Raw genomic sequence first — 17,476 nt, 5'->3', positions numbered from 1 at the left:
GCATAGCACCGCAAATATGAAAGCATCCAGTGGCTGAAACTATCTCCCGGTGGTGAGTTTCCCCTATACTGCCGGGCATGTCGGACACAACAACAAAACTGACCGATCTGAATACCACACTGGTGGTCATCTCCCGTGCCAGCGGCCAGGTGTTGGCCATCGAAGGCGCGTTGCCCAATCCCACGGGTGAGGAAAGAGTAGGCCGCGACTGGCGCGATGCCCTGATTGTCTCTCCAAACTGCACGGCTGTTGTTACCCAGGCTCTGGAAGCGGGGGCTGGCGCCGCATTGTCTCCCATGATTGTCGGCAGTGGCACGCAGAGTGAATGCGTCGTCGGTGGCATGGCGGTCCCGGAGTGGTTTGCGGGAGAGCCTGCACTGCTTCTGTTTCTGCGCGAGCTGGAACTGGATAATGCGCTGCTCGAACTGGAGTCAGTTACCGGCGATGATGTGGTTGCCGTACTCGGTATCGACCATCTCGAGTTCAGTCCCAGTTGGGGGGCGGTGGAAACCGAGCGACTGATGATGGACTTGCGCAGCGGCCTGCAGCAGGTGCTGCGGGATGAGGATTGGCTCGGTCTGCCGGCGGGAGCCACATTGACCCTGTTATTGCGTGGGCTGACACCGGAAAGTGCGCTGGATATCAGCCGGGCACTTTTGTCACACCTGCACCAGCGGCTGGAACAGATGAACTCCGGGGCGAGGGTGGCGCGGGCCAGTATCGGCCTGGCCCAACAGCGCCGGGAACAGGGCTCATTGGATGCCTTGCTGGCGGCCAACGGAGCCCTGCTTCACGCCCAGTCGACACCTGAGGAGCGTATCCGCTTTGCCAGTCCCTGGGATCAGCAAGGCCAGGCTGCGCGAGCATTGAATGCCGCCGGGGCATTCCCCGATCGCCGCCCTGATGTAGATGCTACTGTGGTCTTGCGCCGATTGGTTGGCATGCAGGTAGAAGCCATGTCTGCCCAGGAGGCCGTCGCCCGGGTGCTGGCGCTGCTGGTGAGTCAGCGCGGTCTGCATGTGGCGGCCCTGGCACAGTGGGATGCCACGGGCAAACTCAGTATCAGCGCCGCCTATCGCCAGGCCAGCGAGGGAGCGGTCGAGCTGCCTTCTTCACGGCTGCCCTCCCAGCTGCGGCGGGTGCTGCGAGGCGTGAGTGCCGTGCAGCTGCAGGGGCGCGACATATTGGAGCTTCCGGAGCAGCGGGCGGCCCTGGTGGCATTGCGCGGCGCGGGGCAACCTTGGGGTTGTATCGCATTGCTGGCAGAGCCGGATTGTGTGGATGCCTTCCGACCTTCGCCCTCGGTCCAACACTATCTTGGCGTCACTCTGGGCGGCAAGTTGGGTCCGGCTTCCATGGTGGACGAAGCTGCTGAAGACAAGCCCCTGGCCAGAGAAATGGAGAAGGGCATCGAGGGCTATGTGCTCGATAACATGGAAGGCGCGATAGACCAGGCTGTGTTCCTGGCCGGCGTAGATATGCCCGTGGCGGTTATCGGTGCCCGCGGCACAGGCAAAATGTACGTCGCCCAGGTGATCAATACCGAAGCAGGTGGCGCCGCCGCGGATATCCTTTGGCTCGATTGTCGCGCCTATCGCAGCAGGGCGGACGCTCTGCGTAATATTGTCCAGGCACTGGAGGCCAGCGCGGGCCGTACGCTGGTATTCAAGTCGCCTCATTTACTTCACGCCGAGACCCAGGGTCGCCTGGCTCGTATTCTGTCTACCCGGACGTTGACGGGCGAGCGGGGCAGTCACTACCTGCCCCAGGCACGCTATGTGGGCCTTTTTCCCGAGAGTCTCGAGGCCCTGGTGCACCGCGGCGAGCTGGATGAACGCCTGGCGGGGGTGTTTGCGGGTTATCCCATCCAGGTGCCGCCCTTGCGCGACCGGGGTCGTGCCGTGCTGCGATGGGCGCACAAAATTCTCGAGCAGGAAGCTGAACATCTGGATCGGCGGGTACTGGGCTTTACGGCAGATGCCGAGCAGGCCCTGCAGCAGTACCGCTGGCCGGGTAATATCAGCGAAATGCGCGACATGGTTCGAGAGGCGTTGGGGCGCACTGAGAATGAATGGGTCACCCCGGTGGACCTCGGTGTCTTCGCGGGCATCAGCGCTGATGGCAGTGCGGTCAGCGGGGCTCCCAGGCCTTTCCTGGAAGTGCTGCAGGAAGAATCCGCGGCAGAGCCGGAGGAGTATGCGCCATCTGCGCTGGAGGAGATGCGAGCCGCACTGGCCAAGGCCCTGGCGAGCAGTCTCGAGCACGGGGTGATTCGGCCACTCGGTGCCTGGCTTGACGATGAAATCGTGCTGGCGGCACTGGAGCGCTTTGGCGGTGACACCCGTGGAACGGCGCAGTTTCTCCAGACCCGCACGCGCAATATTGGCCGCTGGATGCCGAAAATTGAGGCGCGAGAGCGAGAGCGTGAGACCAGTTTGCTATGGGAGGATTCGCGCAGCCTGGTGCGTCAGTGGATTCTCGAAGCGGTGCCAGGCGAGCATGTGCCCCAACAGTTTGCCGAGGAATTGCTGCTGGGATTGGTACTGCAGCAGTGCGATGAGATCAGCGTCGCCGACCGCGCCAGAATCATGGGGGTCTCTACGCCTACTTATCAAAAGCGGCTAAAACAAATTTTGCAGGAAGCATGAGCATGCCCCACGAATCCAAGACCCACCCAGCCCCCGGGCGCCGGCCCGCTCCCAGCGATCGCCGGAAGAGCTGGCGTCCCAGTTCGAACAGTTGGCCCAGGAGGCACTGCCCGCCAGCCTGGGGTTTTCCGCCCGGTTGAATATGCTCTGGGATCTCTCTGGCGTCGTTCCGGCGCAGGCGGAGGGGCGGGTGCTGGCCGTGTTGGGCATTAATAGCTGCTGGCGCGAGACGGAAGTGCGCAAGTGGCTGCAGAAGGACATTCTGCCGCCGCCACTGGATTTGAGGAATATGGTGTCGTTTTTGCTGGCGCAAATGGATGAGGCGCAGGATGTGAGCCGCTGGGAGGCATTCCTGATCTACGGCTCGCCGGTGGTGTCATCCCCTGTGAATGCCAGCATGTATCGGCAGGACCAGGCCCGGCGCGAGATTGCATCGCTGATTTTTGCGCAATTGACCGATGAATACGGGATTGCCCCCTCAGCCTACGACGCCGACAAGGCGTTTCAGCGCTGTCTGACGCTGATGCACAAGTTTAATATCTACGAGTTGCAGGACTTTCAGCCCGGTCATCTGGAGCCTTTCAGAAACTATATGTTTCCCGTCGAATAGCCCCACCGGGCATTTCACTCAATACCACAACATCTTGTGCCTGGGCCTCTTTTCAGGGGGGATGTGGAGTGCATCACAGAAACTGCTCCTTTCTGGAGAAAACTGCAGATTTTTGTTGCTGGGAGCGCCCCCTCTCTCAATACTGTGACGACAACCCATGTATCTGACTCACAGTAACGAATAAAACTGAGGGCAAAAATGAGCGAACAAACTGAAGAAATGGACATCAGCGGCGTAAAAATCGCCATTGTTGATGACGCCAAGACCATCAGGATGATGATGTCCCACACGCTGAAGGGAATGGGCTGCGAGGTAGAGTCCGCCGAGGACGGCTACAAGGCTCTGGGCATGCTGCGTCGCTTCAAACCCGACCTGATTTTCCTGGATATCACCATGCCAGAGCTGGACGGGTATCAAACCTGTACCCTGATCCGAAACGCAGAAGCCACCCGCGATACCCCTGTGGTTATGCTGTCTTCCTCGGATGGTATTTTTGATATTGCCAAGGGGCAGGCCCGCGGCGCTACCGCTCACGTGACCAAGATTCCGCCGGAGAGTGTGCTCCGTCGGTTGATTTACACCCATACCCGACAGCGAAAAATTGCCTCAGTCTAAAAAAGCCTGAAGCCCGCGTGCACCAGCAGTACCTATAAAGATAAGCGGCCCATAGTCCGCAAAAAAAAAGGAAAACCGGAGGTTTGGTAGTGGCCAGCAAAACTGACATCGTAGCCCTAAAATGGGTCGTCGGCCTGATGAATAAGCAGGCGGAGAATGCTGAGGCGTCCCTGGTGGACTACAGCAATGACCCGTCCAACAAGCGCCCGCTCCTGCAATGCATGTGGGCCGTGCACCAGATTACCTCCACCCTGCGGGCATTGGGTATGCGCAAGGGGGAAATGCTCACGCTGGAGATGGAGCGCAGCCTCAACTACCTGTACAAGGACAAGGTCACCGGAGAGCGGCGCAAGCTCACCATGGGTGGCCTTATGCAGGCGCTCAAGGTATTACCTGCCTACTTTGCCCACGCCCAGAACGCCCGCGCAGACTCCGGTCAGGGACTCGAACAACACGTGAATGATATGCGCCGCTGGCTGGGCGAACGTCCCCGTCCGCCGGCCTACTTCTTCCACATGGAAATACCTGAAAATGCAGGTATTACCGTGGGCGGACAGCCCGCTGCGGACGAGGAAATTCGCGAGCGCGCCAACGTCATGCTGGCCCTGTACCTGGAAATGGCCAAGATGGCCCTGCGCCGCAAAAATGTGAAGGAAAGCATGAAGACGGTGGCGCGGATTTCCCGCCGCATGCAAACCCTTTTTGTCGGCACCGAGCCGGAGCGCTTCTGGCTGACGATGATCGGCATTTGTGAGGGCGTTGCTGGTGGCCTGATTGTGCCCGACGAATGCATTGCCCAGATTTTCAAGACCGGCGCCTTTACGATCAAGTATGCCCGCGAGAATGGCGCGGCTATCGACCCCAACATGGATTACCAGGCGACGCTGCAACAGATGCTGTACTACATTGCTGCCTGCAAGGCGCGGCCGGTACATATCGGTCGAATTCGCGGCATTTTTGGTATTTCCGAGAACACGCTAAGCGATGCTAATGGCAACCTGATTCATGCCGATGCGCTGGTGACGGCGTTGAGTTCGGCGCTGGATCAGCTCAATACGGTGGTCGACCACCTGAATACCCACGATCTCGCCGAGGAAGCCAAGCGTGGCGACGGCCGTGAACTGGATAACACTGCTCTGGTGGGCATTGAGGCCACCCAATACCGCCTTGAAGCAGCCGGCCAGATGGTCCATGCAGACTCACTGCACGGTGTGCAGGGGCGTCTCGAGAAGCTGTATCGCGGCGATTTCAACGAATCACCGGAACAGCTTACCCAGGCAATCAGCGACATTATTCGCGGTATTGTCGACGTTAAACTGGATATCGAGCACAAGTTGGAGCACGGCCTGGGCAGTTCGTTCTCCAGTCGTGAATTTGAGCTGCGCGAAAGTGTCGTCGCTGCCACCTTCAATCACATGGGACTGGTGGAAAACTACATGCACCAGATCCTGCGCCGCAAGGAACTGGCCAGTGCCCTGGCGCGCAAACCCAAGGATGACGCGGCATTGCTGCGCCTCACGGTCGCCCTGAATCGACACCTTAACAAGACCGATCAGGGCTATGAAGAACTGCGCGAGGCAGTGCGCCAGGCCGACGCCGGTGAGGCGGACGTCGATCGCTTATTGGAGCTCTCCAGAGTCTTCCTCAATGAGCAGGAAACCCTGCCCGATCGCAAGGCGATAGACCTGTCCCTGGAATTGCTGGACGAGATCGCCGGCGCACTGGGATTTGCGGGTATGGAAGAAGAGGCAAGCATCATCGACCGCTGCTCCGGGTGGCTGCGCGCCGCCAGCAAAGCCGGTGAGGTGCGTGAAGATGACGCCTTCCGCTGCTTTGCCGAGGCTTTTGCCCAGCTTGAGCTGCACCTGCAGCGTTCGGTGATTGACCCGCTGGATGATACCGAGCACATGCTTGCGATTGCTCGTCAGCGCGCTGCCGAACTCGACGAATTTGCGGCCAAGCTGTCATCTGGAGCCGAGGTTGTCGAAGGCAGCTGGGCCGAGCCCAAGAACTATGTGGAAGACGCAGATATTCCGCCGGAGTTTCGCGAGGTATTTATCGAGGAATCCGAGGAGATTGTCGCGGAAATTTCCACGCTCACCCCGCGTTGGCTGGAAACGCCCGACGATCAGGACGTACTGCGCGATATTCGCCGGCACTTCCATACGTTCAAAGGTAATGGGCGCGCAGTCGGTGCGAACATTCTCGGTGAGTTGGGCTGGGCGGTACAGGACATGCTAGACCGCGTCCTCGATGGCGACCTCGAAGTCGGTGAAAGCCTGAAACTGTTGATGGACGATGTCGTTAATGAACTTCCCGTGCTGGTGGCTTCGTACAAAGATGGCACCAGCTTCGATGTTACCCGCACACGTGAGCTCACAGACCGCTGTTTCCGGATGGCCAGTGGCGCCGGTGAAGATCTCGCTGGCACGCTTCCCCAGATAGACGATCAGGCATCGGCAAGCGCATCCGATAGCTCGGTTGTTGAGCCTCTGGGCCACTAACCCGGCCGCTGCGCGGAAGGAGAAGCAACGTGCATACTGATGAGAACAAAGTCGGGTCGCAGGATGCGGCGGATGGCCTGGACAGCGCTCAGGAGGCGATGGTCCTCTGGTTGATGGACGAGCTCGACAAAGACGAGCCGACTGAGAAGCTGTTTGTCGTCGATCGCCAGGACCCCGTGGATATGTCTCTCAGCGCATTTGAGGCTGAGATTGCTGCGCGTCCAATGCAGCGTGGCAAGGATGGCGCCGATTCGTTTGACGCCTACGTCGGCGAGGAAGTGGTCATGTCCTCGGACGGAGCGTCCAGCGATATCTACCGCGACTCGATGGATGAGAGCCTGAGTGAAGACCTCGAGATTGAAGAGGTTATGGCCCTTGATTTCTCCCGCGACGGGGACGTGGGGGTGTTTGAGGGCAAGATCGATGTACAGGATGGTGACGATATTCTCGGTCTGGAAGATGACGATGATATCGGTGAAACCTATCTGAAGGTCAAACGCGTCAAGCGCGGCGATCAAGTCGACGCGGCACCGGCGCCTGTGGCAGCAGAGCCTGTCGAGGCTGTGGCGCCCGTAAATGTGACCGAGCCTGTTGAGGCAGCACCCGCTGCCACTGAACCTGAGACGCTGGCCCCCGCGGTGCAAGTCACTGAATCCGCCGTGGAGCAGGTAGATGAGGTCGAGTCAGCCGCTACGGAGACAGAGCCTGCAGCCGATTCAGTAGAGGACTATATTGCCGAGAATCCGGCGCCTGTCGATGACGAGGCCTTTGATGACTACCTCGTTGCCGGCGGTGAATTAGGTGAAGCACAGGGTGATATTGGAGGCCTGGAACTGGTCGCCATGGAGCCGGTGGTTGATGTAGAGCCCGACGAGCCGGTAGACCTGCCCGAAGAAATTCAGGAAGTGGCCGAGTTGGGCGAGAGCATTTTGGCGGCGGTCACGCCGCTGATTGCACCGCTGATGGAAGAGCTCAACATGGCCCTGGGAGCACGACTGGTGGCCATGGGCCGCCCGGCAGACTCGGTCTACGCGGATTTCTCCATGGCCACGGACGAATCCAGTGCCAACCTGGCCCAGCAGCAGGACTATGCCCGGGTGATGGATATCTTCACTGCCATCCCTGCCAGTCTCGCCGAATTGACCGACACGCAGCGCGACGCCATTTTCCTGCGTCTGTGCTGGATGGACAGCGGCGAGATCTGTAACAACCTGTTCCGCGAAAGTGGGGAGAGGGGGGTTATTGAAATCGATACCCCGCCGGTGTTGCGCGCTGTCGATAACAATGTATTTGAAGAGAGCATTCTCGACGACGATCTCGATGCCGATCTCGCGCCCAGTGGTTGGGAACCAGGGCAAGAAGATACCGATATCGATGCCCTGTTTGACGAGTTCGACGGCGGCGATGATTTGGCGGCGGCAGAGCCTGCAGCTGAGTCATCCGCTGTAGAGACTGCGCCTGAACCCACGTTTGTTGCGAAGCCAGAACCGGAGCCGGAACCACAACAGCCTGCAGTCGCGGCTGCGGCACCTCAGGATGCTGCCTGGTGCATACCGGCGCATCTGTCCTTTATTCCGCGCGCCCCCGAAGGCGCCAATGTACTGGAAAATTTCCTCGACGCGTTTGCGGAGGAGGGTACCTCCGAAGTGGCCGCGCTGGCGCAGATACTGAACGCCTGGGAGGCCGAGCTTGACGGCGACGCACCCACAGCGGAAATCGCCCGCATTCTGCATACTTTGAAGGGCATCTCCAATGGTGTTGGCCTTGCCGGGTTCGGCACTTTGATGGAGAACTACGAAATTCTGTTTGAAGGCCTGCCCGCCCCCACCGGCGACCTGGCCCCGGATTACTTCAGGATAATGCGCGCCTGGCAGGAAGCCGCTGCCCAGGGTGTTGCGGCTATCAAAGCCAATCGCTGTGATATCGGCAATGTCTTCCCTTATGCGGCGATGCCCGAAGAGCATAGCGCTGAGGCCGCTGTTGTCGTGGAGGAAGCTCTCGAATTGCCGGAGGAGGCGGATACAGCGTCGCCAGAAGCACCCCCGGTGCCTGAGCCTATGGCGGATGAATCTGCGGCGCCGGCCGAACTCGGCGAGATGCAGGCGCTTACAGCCCAGGAAACGGATCTGCGCGCAGCAACAACCGACCTGTTTGTCGCCATCGAGGCGCGACTGGGCACACTGCGGAGTCTTATCTACGCAGAGCAGAACCCGGCATTGCAGGGAGAGCTGGATGGTCTTGCGGAACTCATCGCTCAGGCCAGTCGCAATAACGCCAGCGCCGAGGCGTTGCTTGAGCAGCAGGCAGTTGCCATGCAATCACTCGGTGGGCAGACTGAGCCCGCTGTGGCTGTAGCAGAGCCCGCAGAACCGGTACCCCCGGCGCCGCAGGAAGTGGTAGATGGCGTCTTTGCACTGGTCGTTGATGACTCCCGTACCCAGCGAATGGTCGCGACGAGCCAGCTGGGTGGCGTAGGTGCGGAGACCGAGACGGCCGAGAACGGCGCGCTTGCGATCGAGTGGCTTAACAGCACGGATCGGCTGCCGAACATCATTCTGCTGGACGTGGAGATGCCCGTTAAAGACGGCATCCAGACGCTGCGGGAAATTCGCGAATCGAGCCGATACGGGCACCTGCCGGTGATTATGGTGACCTCACGCACCGGGGCCAAGCATCGCGCCCTCGCCGAGGAAGCAGGCTGTAACGGCTATATGGGCAAACCATTTAATTTCCGTGCACTGGTTGGCCAAATCAATGAATTGACCGGACAAAACCTTGAGATAAAAGGTTAGTTCGACCCATGACCCCAAGGAGCACTTCCGTGCATTTGCAACTGGACAAGTTGGTGGAAAGTATAGAGCTCGCATTTGGCGATGAACTGCCGTTTGTGACCGGGCCCCTGACCGAAGAGCAGAAATCGGTTCTGGTGCAGGTGTTCGGCGATGAGGGCTATCAGAGCTATTTGCAGGATCAGGTCAGTCGCCAGATTATTCGCGACTACCTGACCAACGCGGTGGTGCTGGGCTTTATCAGCGACCGTGACGTGGCGGATTTGCAGGGTAAGCTGGCCACGCCGGAGCTGCGCTCAACCATGTCACTGCAGATGTTGATGAGTGCCGTGGAACAGGCTGCCGAGCTGATGTCTCAGGGGGTACCCGAGCCACTGGAGGCCCTGGACCCCACGCCAAAGTCCCCGCCTCACATGCAGCTGATTACGAATTAGCCGCTTAGGCGTCGAAAATTTGGCACATCAATCGCACTCGGTCCCTAGAAATGATCAAGATGCGTAAAAAAATGGCCAACTAATACCGAATTTGGCAAATTCAGCAAAAATCTGGCCAAATTACCTTTGCCCCTTGCCCGATCCTCACATATAACTAGCGGGCATGTCGCGGAGTTGCGGCATCTTGCGGGCTTATACCCGCCCAGCCAATGGAATGGAACTGACTATTTTTTGTGGGGGCAGAGATGTTGACTATAACACCAACAGCATCGCTAGAAAGCGAAACCGGCAGTGACCTGGAGGTCTTTGCCGTCATCGACGGGAAAAAGGTATTCCTTCCTGACGATGCCAATTACATCATGCAGGACCGCCGTGGCCTGTGGTATTACTCCAAGCGTAAGCCGCGCCCGAAAGAGGGTGATTGGACGCCAAACAAGACCAGTATTTCGTGTCGCAGTGAAGGCGGGTTTGTGCGCGCCTTGAAAACCGACACCGTCCAGCCCTGGCTGGATACCTGTCAGCGCACCGTGCGTATGGTAGGGAAGTCAGCAGGCGATCGCCGTCCGGCGGACGCCTGATCGGGATATCAGGACGCGATAGCGTGGTCGATCTCAGGCTCCGCTGTCGCTATCCACTGATCAAGTACCTCAGCCTGCTCCTCTAGCAGCGCACACAACTCCCTTGTCATGCGTCGGTAGGCTTCCTGCCAGACATCGATATACATCAGCATTGCGCAGCGCTGGCGCAGCGGCATGCTCTCGGGCAGAGCCAGTGGATCCAGGGGACGATTGCGAAAACCGGAGCTTAATACGCTGGCAATCACCTCGTTTTCGCGATGATCGCGCAATTCGCCCTCAAAGCGACGCAGGCACATAGCCAGCTTGCTGCGGCCGGGAAATTCGCGGTCGGTCACAATATTGTGCACCCACAGGGGCAGGGCCTGGTCAAAATGCTCACGAAACTGTGCCGTGTCCATATCGGATAACTTTAGTCCGGCGGTGTCCGGAAAGACCCGTTTCATATTAAGCTCACTGCGCGTTTTGAAGCCCTGCGGAGAAAAGGCATCCATACGCGCGCCGACCAGCGCGACATGGGTTAGCTGGAATTCCGACATCTAAGTCGCATCCTTTTGTTTTTAATAGGGGAATTCAACCATAGGCGCCTGCTTTTCGACCAGCAAAAAAGTGGGAAAAGTTGATCTTTCGCCCCTTGGAAACCGGCGGTGGGATACCACATACTGTGAGCATAACAACAAGGGGACAGGTGGACGCCGGATGACCATTGCCGGAAAGTTCAATGCGCTGGTAAGTACGATAGTGATCAGCGTGGGCCTGCTGGTCTGCGGGGTCAGTGCAACACACGAATTCAATGCCGAGCGCGAGCGGGCTTTTGCCCAGCTGGAGCGCGAGGTCCGTTCGCGGTACCAGATTGCCTACGCGATGTACCTGGGCGACAGCCAGGCCCTGTCGGCTGCCCTGAAGCCCATGCTGCAGACACCCGTGATCGGCATTACCGCCTATTCCACCCAGGGTGACAATCGCATCGTGCTCGGTCGCTCCTCGGACCTGGCCGGGTTCGATGAGGCGCGGGGCAATACGACCTCTGCAGAAACCAACTTGCAGTCCTTGAATCGCGATGGGACCGCCGCAGGTGTCGGGTTAGTCAGTGCCTTTTATCCTCCGGGTGCAGAGCTGCATCTCAACTTACCGGTGTTCTCCGGCGTTAATCCGCAGTCATCGGTGGATACACAGGCTTTTGTACTGGCTCAGAGTGAAGTCTTTGCCGAGGGCAGCCGCCACGTGGTGGGCTATCTCGACTTCGTAGTACCCCAGCAGCAGATTCTGTTGCAGGTCACTCCCCATTTGTACCGTGTCTTCCTGATTAGCGCGCTGTTCGCTTGTGTCAGCATGTTGTTCAGTGCCGTCTTCACACGCCGGATTACCGCGCCCTTGGCCCGGCTGGCGCGGGCAGCGCAGGAGCTCGCAGAGGGGCGTTTGGAGAAGCCGGTACAGGCTCGCGGCAGCGGTGAGATCAGCGACATCGCGCGCATCATCAACGGCATTTTCAGCGGTATGTCCGACTACAAGACCCGTATGGATGTCGACCACCAACTGCTCAGCATGAAGGTGGAGGAGCGTACCGCGCAGTTGTCCAAGCGCAACCAGGAGCTCAATCAGGCGGTCAAGCAGGTCACCCAGGCCAAGAACCGGCTGCGTCAGTTCGCCTACTACGACAGCCTGACATCACTGCCGAATCGCCGCTTGTTTACCGAGCAATTGTCGCTGTTGTTGCGACTGGCCAAACGCAACGAGGAGCAGCTGGCGCTGCTGTTCCTTGATCTGGACAACTTCAAGCGGATCAATGATTCCCTGGGGCATAGCGCCGGCGATTTACTGTTGCGAGAGGTCGGTGCACGGCTGGCGAACTGCGTGCGCGAGAGCGACGTGGTAGCGCACTACAGTGAGACCAGCGGCAAGATCGGGGTGTCGCGGCTCGGCGGCGATGAATTCACCGTGGTGCTCAACCATGTGGCGGGCCCCGAGGCGGCGGGGGTGGTTGCGCAGCGACTGCTCGACGCGCTGGTGGAACCCATGCTGATCGACGGCCATGAACTGGTGGTCACCCCCAGCGTAGGTATTGCCCTGGCGCCTGACCATGCCGACGACGTGGAGGGCCTGCTGCGCTGCGCGGATACCGCGATGTACCACGCCAAGAGCACGGGCAAAAACAGCTTCCTGGTGTACAACAACGATATGGATGCGGCAGGTCTGGATCGCCTGACGCTCGAGACCGATTTGCGGCGCGCTATCGAGCGCGATGAACTGGTGCTGTACTACCAGCCACAGGTGAACACTCGCACGGGTGCCGTGGAAGGCGCCGAGGCCCTGATGCGCTGGCGGCACCCAGAGCAGGGACTGATACCCCCGTTCCGGTTTATTCCCCTCGCCGAAGAAATGGGGCTTATCAATGATATGGGCGACTGGGCGATCCGCGAGGCCTGTATGCAGGTAAAGCGCTTCCGCGAGCAGGGACTGCTATTGCCGCGAGTGGCCGTCAATGTCTCTGCCCTGCAATTCACGCCTACCTTTGTGCGCAAGGTCAAAGACATTCTCGAAGAGACAGGGGTCGACCCCAGTGTGTTGCAGCTGGAGCTGACTGAGGGTGTTGTGATGGGCGATACCCACGCTTCGGTGAAGGCCTTGAGCGAGTTGCGGGAAATGGGTGTGAGTCTGTCCATCGACGATTTTGGCACCGGTTATTCATCGCTGAGTTACCTCAGCCGTTTCCCGTTAACCGAGCTGAAGATTGATCGTAGCTTTGTTATCGCCGCCGAGAACAGCGCCGAAGATGCCAGCCTGGTAATTGCGATTATCGCCATGGCCCGTGGGCTGGGGCTGGACGTTGTGGTGGAGGGCGTTGAGACGCCGGAGCAGTACCACTTTATCAGCGAGCACGGCGCCCACATTATTCAGGGCTACCTGTTCAGTGCGCCCGTACCGGTGGATGAGTTTGCCGAGCTGTTAAAGCCCTGGCATTTTGTGCGTGAGTTGCAGGGGCTGGATGGGCGCGCCCGGCAGGTGCCGGGCGGCTGAGATTACATATTCTCGGGGCCCCAGTAGGCCTTCATGCTGACGACCTTACCCGCTTCATTGAATTCAAAGATATCGATGATATCGATGCTCATGTCACCCATTTTGACCTGAAATGGAAATGCTGCCGTGTTGGCGGCTGAGCGGACCGGGCCGCTGAGTACGAGTTTGGCACCCGACCCCAGGGCGCCTTCATAAAAAGCACACACCGCTTCAATGCCCACATGCTTATCACTGCCCACTGGGTCTTCAACAATAGCATCCTCCGCGTAGATATCGCGGATGATTGCCATGTCCTGTTTGTCGAAGGCCTCGACGTAGCGCTCTACCGCCGCGACTTTGTCTGCGTATTCCATTGTTGCTCCTTAGTAGCCACACAGGGTGGCGTAGCGGTCCTTGTGAAAGCTGGTGTCGCCGAATACCTGCATGGCGACGCGTGCGCGCTTGAGGAAAAAGCCGATTTCCATTTCGTCGGTGACGCCGATGCCACCGTGCATTTGCACCGCTTCGTTGGTCACCAGCTGCGCGAGATCGTTGAGACGAGCCTTGGCCAGGCTTGCCAGCAGCGGCAATTGTTCGGGGGTTTCATCGACGGCGGACAGGGCCTGCAATACCACCGAACGCGCCAGTTCAAGCTGGGTTTGCATAAAGGCGGCGCGGTGCTGTAGCGCCTGGAAGCTGCCGATAAGTGCGCCGAACTGTTCGCGTTCCTTGAGGTAGGCCACTGTGCGCTCAAAGCACTCCAGGGCAATACCCATCATTTCAGCGGCCATCGCTACCCGGCCGCGATCCAGCACCGGCTCCAGTACCGACCAACCCTGGCCAGCCTCGCCCACTAGTGCCTCAGGGCCCACCGCGACATTATCGAGCGTGATATTGGCAGCGTTGCGGCTGTCGGCCATCAGCGTGCGCTGACGCTGTATGCCGGGGGCATCACCGGACACCAGAAACAGGCTCAAGCCAGCGCTGTCGCCAGTGTCGCCTGCGCTGCGCGCCACGACCAGAATTTGGTTGGCGCTGTGGCCGTCCAGCACAAATGTCTTGCGCCCGTTCAGTACGTACCCATCGTCAGTGGTCTCGGCGGTAGTCGCAATGCTGTGGGGCTTGTGACGGTTGTGCTCTTCCAGGGCCAGTGCCAGGGTAGTCTCGCCTGCTGCAATGGCTGGTAGCAGCGTCTCTTTCTGGGAGGGCGTGCCGCCCAGCAAAATGGCCGAGGCACCGACAACGGCCGAGGCGAACAGCGGGGATGCGGTGAGTGTACGACCGGCTTCTTCCATGACCACACCGAGGCCGAGAAAGCCAAAATCTAGGCCGCCGTATTCCTCCGGCAGAATAATACTGGCCCAACCGAGCTCTGCCATTTGCTGCCACAGTGCGCTGTCGTAGCCCGTTTTGTTGCGCTCGTCGCGCAGGGTCCGCAATGCCTCAACCGGCGCATTGGTTTTCAAGAATTCCCGGGCAGTATCCTGCAGGAATTGCTGTTCTTCATTCAGTACCAGTGCCATGTTACCTCTCCTAGCCCTGGGGCAGTTCCAATACGTTTTTAGCGATCACGTTGAGCTGTACTTCTGAGGTGCCGCCGGCAATCGTCATGGCGTAGGACATAGCCCACAGCCGCAGTGTGTCGATTTCGGCGCGGTTGAAGCCTTCGCCTTCCCAGCCAAGCCCCTGGCTGCCCATAATGGCCAGCAGCAACTCGCTCTTCTGTTTCTCCGCCTCGGTGCCCACATACTTCATGACCAGCGGTGCGGCGCTGCGCACGCCGGCAACTTTCTCTTCGAAGGTGCGGAAGTGGGTGAGGCCCACGGCGTGCATTTCCATGTCGTAGTCCACCAGGCGCGAGCGCAGCTCAGCGTCGGCGATCTTGCCGTCCTCAAATTCCAGGTACTGGCGCGCTGCCTGGTTGGGAACGACCACCTCGCGGGGTGAGTCGCTGCCAATCTCTGACATCAGCTTGCGTTCGTGGACCAGCAGTGCCTTGGCGACGCTCCATCCCGCGTTCAGTTCACCGACCAGGTTTTCCTTGGGGACCCTCACATTGTCGAAAAAGGTCTGGCAGAACTCGGATTCGCCGGAAATCAGCTCAATCGGGGTGGTGGTTATACCGGGGTCGTCCATGTCGATCAGCAGGAAGCTGATACCTTCCTGTTTCTTTGCATCCGGATCTGTTCTGACCAGGCAGAAAATCCAATCGCACTTGTCAGCGGCAGTGGTCCAGATCTTGGAGCCGTTAACCAGGAAATGGTCGCCCATATCCTCGGCCTTGCACTGCAGGCTGGCGAGGTCGGAGCCTGAACCGGGTTCGGAATAACCCTGGGCCCAGCGCACCTTGCCATCGATGATGTCGCGAATGTGTTGTTGTTTCTGCGCCTCATTGCCAAATTCCAGCAACGCGGGGCCGAGCATCCAGATGCCTATGCCGTACAGCGGCGTGCGCGCCCGGATGGCTTTCATTTCTTCCTTGATAACTTTGCCCTGTTGCGGGCTCAGGCCGCCACCACCGTACTCGGTTGGCCACTCGGGGCATACCCAGCCTTTGTCGCGGAACCGTTCAAACCAGATGCGGGCGTCTTCACTCGGGAACGTCGCATTGCGACCACCGAAGTACTGTTCTTCGGGGGTAATGGGTTGGCGCTGTGACTCGGGGCAGTTATCTTCAAGCCACTGGCGAACATCGAGGCGAAACTGTTCCAGGTCCTGCACAGTCGAACTCCTATCGGCAGCTGTCATGGTGTCTCCGTCAATAAAACGTAAGCGGGAGGGTCGGGCGCAGTTTATGTGCTCAAAGCCCGCTAGATGAAGGATCTTCAGGGTACTTACTGGTGATTTGCAGGCAATAGCCTAAGAAGTCAGTCTGGGTGACATATTGGGACATACTCGTGATCTGAGCGTCGGTCCGGGAACGGTCAGGTCCTTGCGAAACCGCTGCAAGGCCATCCATGGCGCGCTTCGGCCTTCGCTATCCATGGCTACGGACGATTTCGAAAGGGCCTAACCGCTCCCAGACCTTGTTTCGGCGAGTCTGCGAGACAGGAAAGACCCTATTGGCCCGTTCAACTAGTTGTTGCAGGGATTAGGTCTGTAGACAAATTCTGGCTTCCGAAATCGTCGGTAGGCAGGGATGGCGCGGCCGGCGCTCCGGGACGCCGAAGCGACCACATGGATGTGCCCCGTAGCGTTTTCGGGAGGCAGAATTTGTCTACAGACCGACGGGCAGAGAACAAACCGTCACTGTGACTCAATCAACCGAACCTCAAAGCTCAGCTCTTCCTCTTCCCGCCGTGTCCGAATAGTCACCGTATCCCCGGGCTTACGCTTCTCTAGTGCACTCAGGTAGTCATCCCTATTACGTACCCGGACCCCGTCAACGTGGGTGATGATGTCGCCCAGTTCCACCTCGCGCCGGGAGACCCGCCGCGCGCCTGTCAGTCCTGCTTCCGCCGCAGGCAGGCCCGGGTATACGTGCACGATAGGAACGCCATCAATCCGGTAGCGTTGAATCCAGCTATCGCTAGCCAGTTCCACACCGATGATGGGGTGGAGAATGCGGCCGTAGGCAATGAGCTGTGGCACCACGTCTTTGACCGTATTGACCGGAATCGCAAAGCCAATGCCCGCACTGGCGCCGCTCGGGCTGTAGATGGCCGTGTTCACGCCAACCAGTTGGCCCAAGGAGTTAAGGAGGGGCCGCCGGAGTTGCCCGGGTTAATGGCCGCGTCGGTCTGGATAACGCCGCGTATGGTTCTGCCGCTGGGCGATTGGATTTCTCGACCCAGGGCGCTGACCACGCCAGTGGTCAAAGTTGTGTCCAGGCCAAAAGGGTTGCCGATGGCGAGTACCTTGCGTCCCACTGACAGTTCCGATGAGTCACCCAGAGGCAGGCTGACAAGATCCTCCGGCGGCTCTTCAAGGCGCAGTACCGCCAGGTCTTTTTCCGGAGCCACGCCAATGAGCTCAGCTTCGAATTCGCGCTGATTATCCAGGGTGACGATCAGGCGGTGAGCGCCGGCGATGACGTGATAGTTACTTACAATCAGGCCGCTGTCGTTCCACACAAAGCCGCTGCCCGCGCCACGTGGAATCTCCTGTACGTTGCGCGAGAACAGGCTGCGCCGCAGTGCCGTGTTGGTGACATACACCACGGAGGGGCTGGCCTTGCCGAAGATCTCGGTGCTGTTGCGTTCGTCTTCCGTGGCAAAGGTCAGGTAATCCACGTCTTTGGCCGTGCCCGGGAGGGATACGGCCAGCAGCATCAGGCTTAGCAGCGCCGGTAAAACAGACTTCAT

14 protein-coding genes are annotated in these 17,476 nt (G+C 59.2%); 8 read left to right on the top strand and 6 right to left on the bottom strand.

Translation table 11 applies throughout. The annotated features are described in order from the left end of the window. Nucleotides 1-77 precede the first annotated feature (77 nt). From BST95_RS17250 to BST95_RS17220, 7 genes are all read left to right on the top strand, one after another. Nucleotides 78-2,648 (top strand): AAA-type ATPase lid domain-containing protein, encoded by a 2,571-nt coding sequence (locus BST95_RS17250; protein ID WP_084200701.1) that lies wholly within the window; start codon nucleotides 78-80, stop codon nucleotides 2,646-2,648. 91 nt (nucleotides 2,649-2,739) lie between these two features. Further along, the gene (locus tag BST95_RS17245; protein ID WP_084200700.1) at nucleotides 2,740-3,258 is read left to right on the top strand and encodes a hypothetical protein; all 519 of its coding nucleotides are present in this window, start codon (nucleotides 2,740-2,742) and stop codon (nucleotides 3,256-3,258) included. Nucleotides 3,259-3,456: 198 nt separating this feature from the next. Further along, nucleotides 3,457-3,873 (top strand): response regulator, encoded by a 417-nt coding sequence (locus BST95_RS17240; RefSeq protein WP_066050347.1) that lies wholly within the window; start codon nucleotides 3,457-3,459, stop codon nucleotides 3,871-3,873. Nucleotides 3,874-3,962: 89 nt separating this feature from the next. Next, entirely contained in the window at nucleotides 3,963-6,377 is a 2,415-nt protein-coding gene (locus BST95_RS17235) for an Hpt domain-containing protein (protein WP_102106067.1), read from the top strand. 29 nt (nucleotides 6,378-6,406) lie between these two features. Continuing rightward, nucleotides 6,407-9,169: a response regulator gene (locus BST95_RS17230; RefSeq protein WP_084200698.1), complete on the top strand. Its 2,763-nt coding sequence runs from the start codon at nucleotides 6,407-6,409 to the stop codon at nucleotides 9,167-9,169. 29 nt (nucleotides 9,170-9,198) lie between these two features. Next, nucleotides 9,199-9,600 (top strand): hypothetical protein, encoded by a 402-nt coding sequence (locus BST95_RS17225; RefSeq protein ID WP_084200697.1) that lies wholly within the window; start codon nucleotides 9,199-9,201, stop codon nucleotides 9,598-9,600. Between the two features lie 245 nt (nucleotides 9,601-9,845). After that, on the top strand, nucleotides 9,846-10,178 hold the full coding sequence (locus BST95_RS17220) for a hypothetical protein (RefSeq protein WP_066050335.1): 333 nt from the start codon (nucleotides 9,846-9,848) through the stop codon (nucleotides 10,176-10,178). Nucleotides 10,179-10,186: 8 nt separating this feature from the next. Here the strand turns inward: BST95_RS17220 and BST95_RS17215 are convergent, their stop codons facing one another. After that, on the bottom strand, nucleotides 10,187-10,714 hold the full coding sequence (locus BST95_RS17215) for a hypothetical protein (RefSeq protein ID WP_084200696.1): 528 nt from the start codon (nucleotides 10,712-10,714) through the stop codon (nucleotides 10,187-10,189). Between the two features lie 160 nt (nucleotides 10,715-10,874). Here BST95_RS17215 and BST95_RS17210 point away from each other — a divergent pair, with 160 nt between their 5' ends. Further along, nucleotides 10,875-13,193 (top strand): putative bifunctional diguanylate cyclase/phosphodiesterase, encoded by a 2,319-nt coding sequence (locus BST95_RS17210; protein WP_084200695.1) that lies wholly within the window; start codon nucleotides 10,875-10,877, stop codon nucleotides 13,191-13,193. Nucleotides 13,194-13,195: 2 nt separating this feature from the next. Here BST95_RS17210 and BST95_RS17205 read toward each other — a convergent pair whose 3' ends face one another. The 5 genes from BST95_RS17205 to BST95_RS21165 form a co-directional block, all read right to left on the bottom strand. Further along, complete coding sequence (locus BST95_RS17205; protein WP_084200694.1) at nucleotides 13,196-13,546, bottom strand: nuclear transport factor 2 family protein; 351 nt, start codon at nucleotides 13,544-13,546, stop codon at nucleotides 13,196-13,198. Between the two features lie 9 nt (nucleotides 13,547-13,555). Next, nucleotides 13,556-14,695, bottom strand: a complete 1,140-nt coding sequence (locus BST95_RS17200; RefSeq protein WP_084200693.1) for an acyl-CoA dehydrogenase family protein — start codon at nucleotides 14,693-14,695, stop codon at nucleotides 13,556-13,558. Between the two features lie 10 nt (nucleotides 14,696-14,705). Then, on the bottom strand, nucleotides 14,706-15,920 hold the full coding sequence (locus tag BST95_RS17195; protein ID WP_084200692.1) for an acyl-CoA dehydrogenase family protein: 1,215 nt from the start codon (nucleotides 15,918-15,920) through the stop codon (nucleotides 14,706-14,708). A gap of 498 nt (nucleotides 15,921-16,418) precedes the next feature. Beyond that, complete coding sequence (locus BST95_RS21170) at nucleotides 16,419-16,844, bottom strand: S1C family serine protease (RefSeq protein ID WP_338073391.1); 426 nt, start codon at nucleotides 16,842-16,844, stop codon at nucleotides 16,419-16,421. Then, nucleotides 16,841-17,476: a S1C family serine protease gene (locus tag BST95_RS21165; protein ID WP_338073390.1), complete on the bottom strand. Its 636-nt coding sequence runs from the start codon at nucleotides 17,474-17,476 to the stop codon at nucleotides 16,841-16,843. The genes BST95_RS21170 and BST95_RS21165 overlap by 4 nt, the downstream gene beginning before the upstream one ends.

Source organism: Halioglobus japonicus (genome assembly GCF_001983995.1).
In the GTDB taxonomy this organism is placed as follows: domain Bacteria; phylum Pseudomonadota; class Gammaproteobacteria; order Pseudomonadales; family Halieaceae; genus Halioglobus; species Halioglobus japonicus.
The sequence above is the reverse complement of the archived record's forward strand: the minus strand, read 5'-3'. Positions and strand labels throughout refer to the sequence as shown.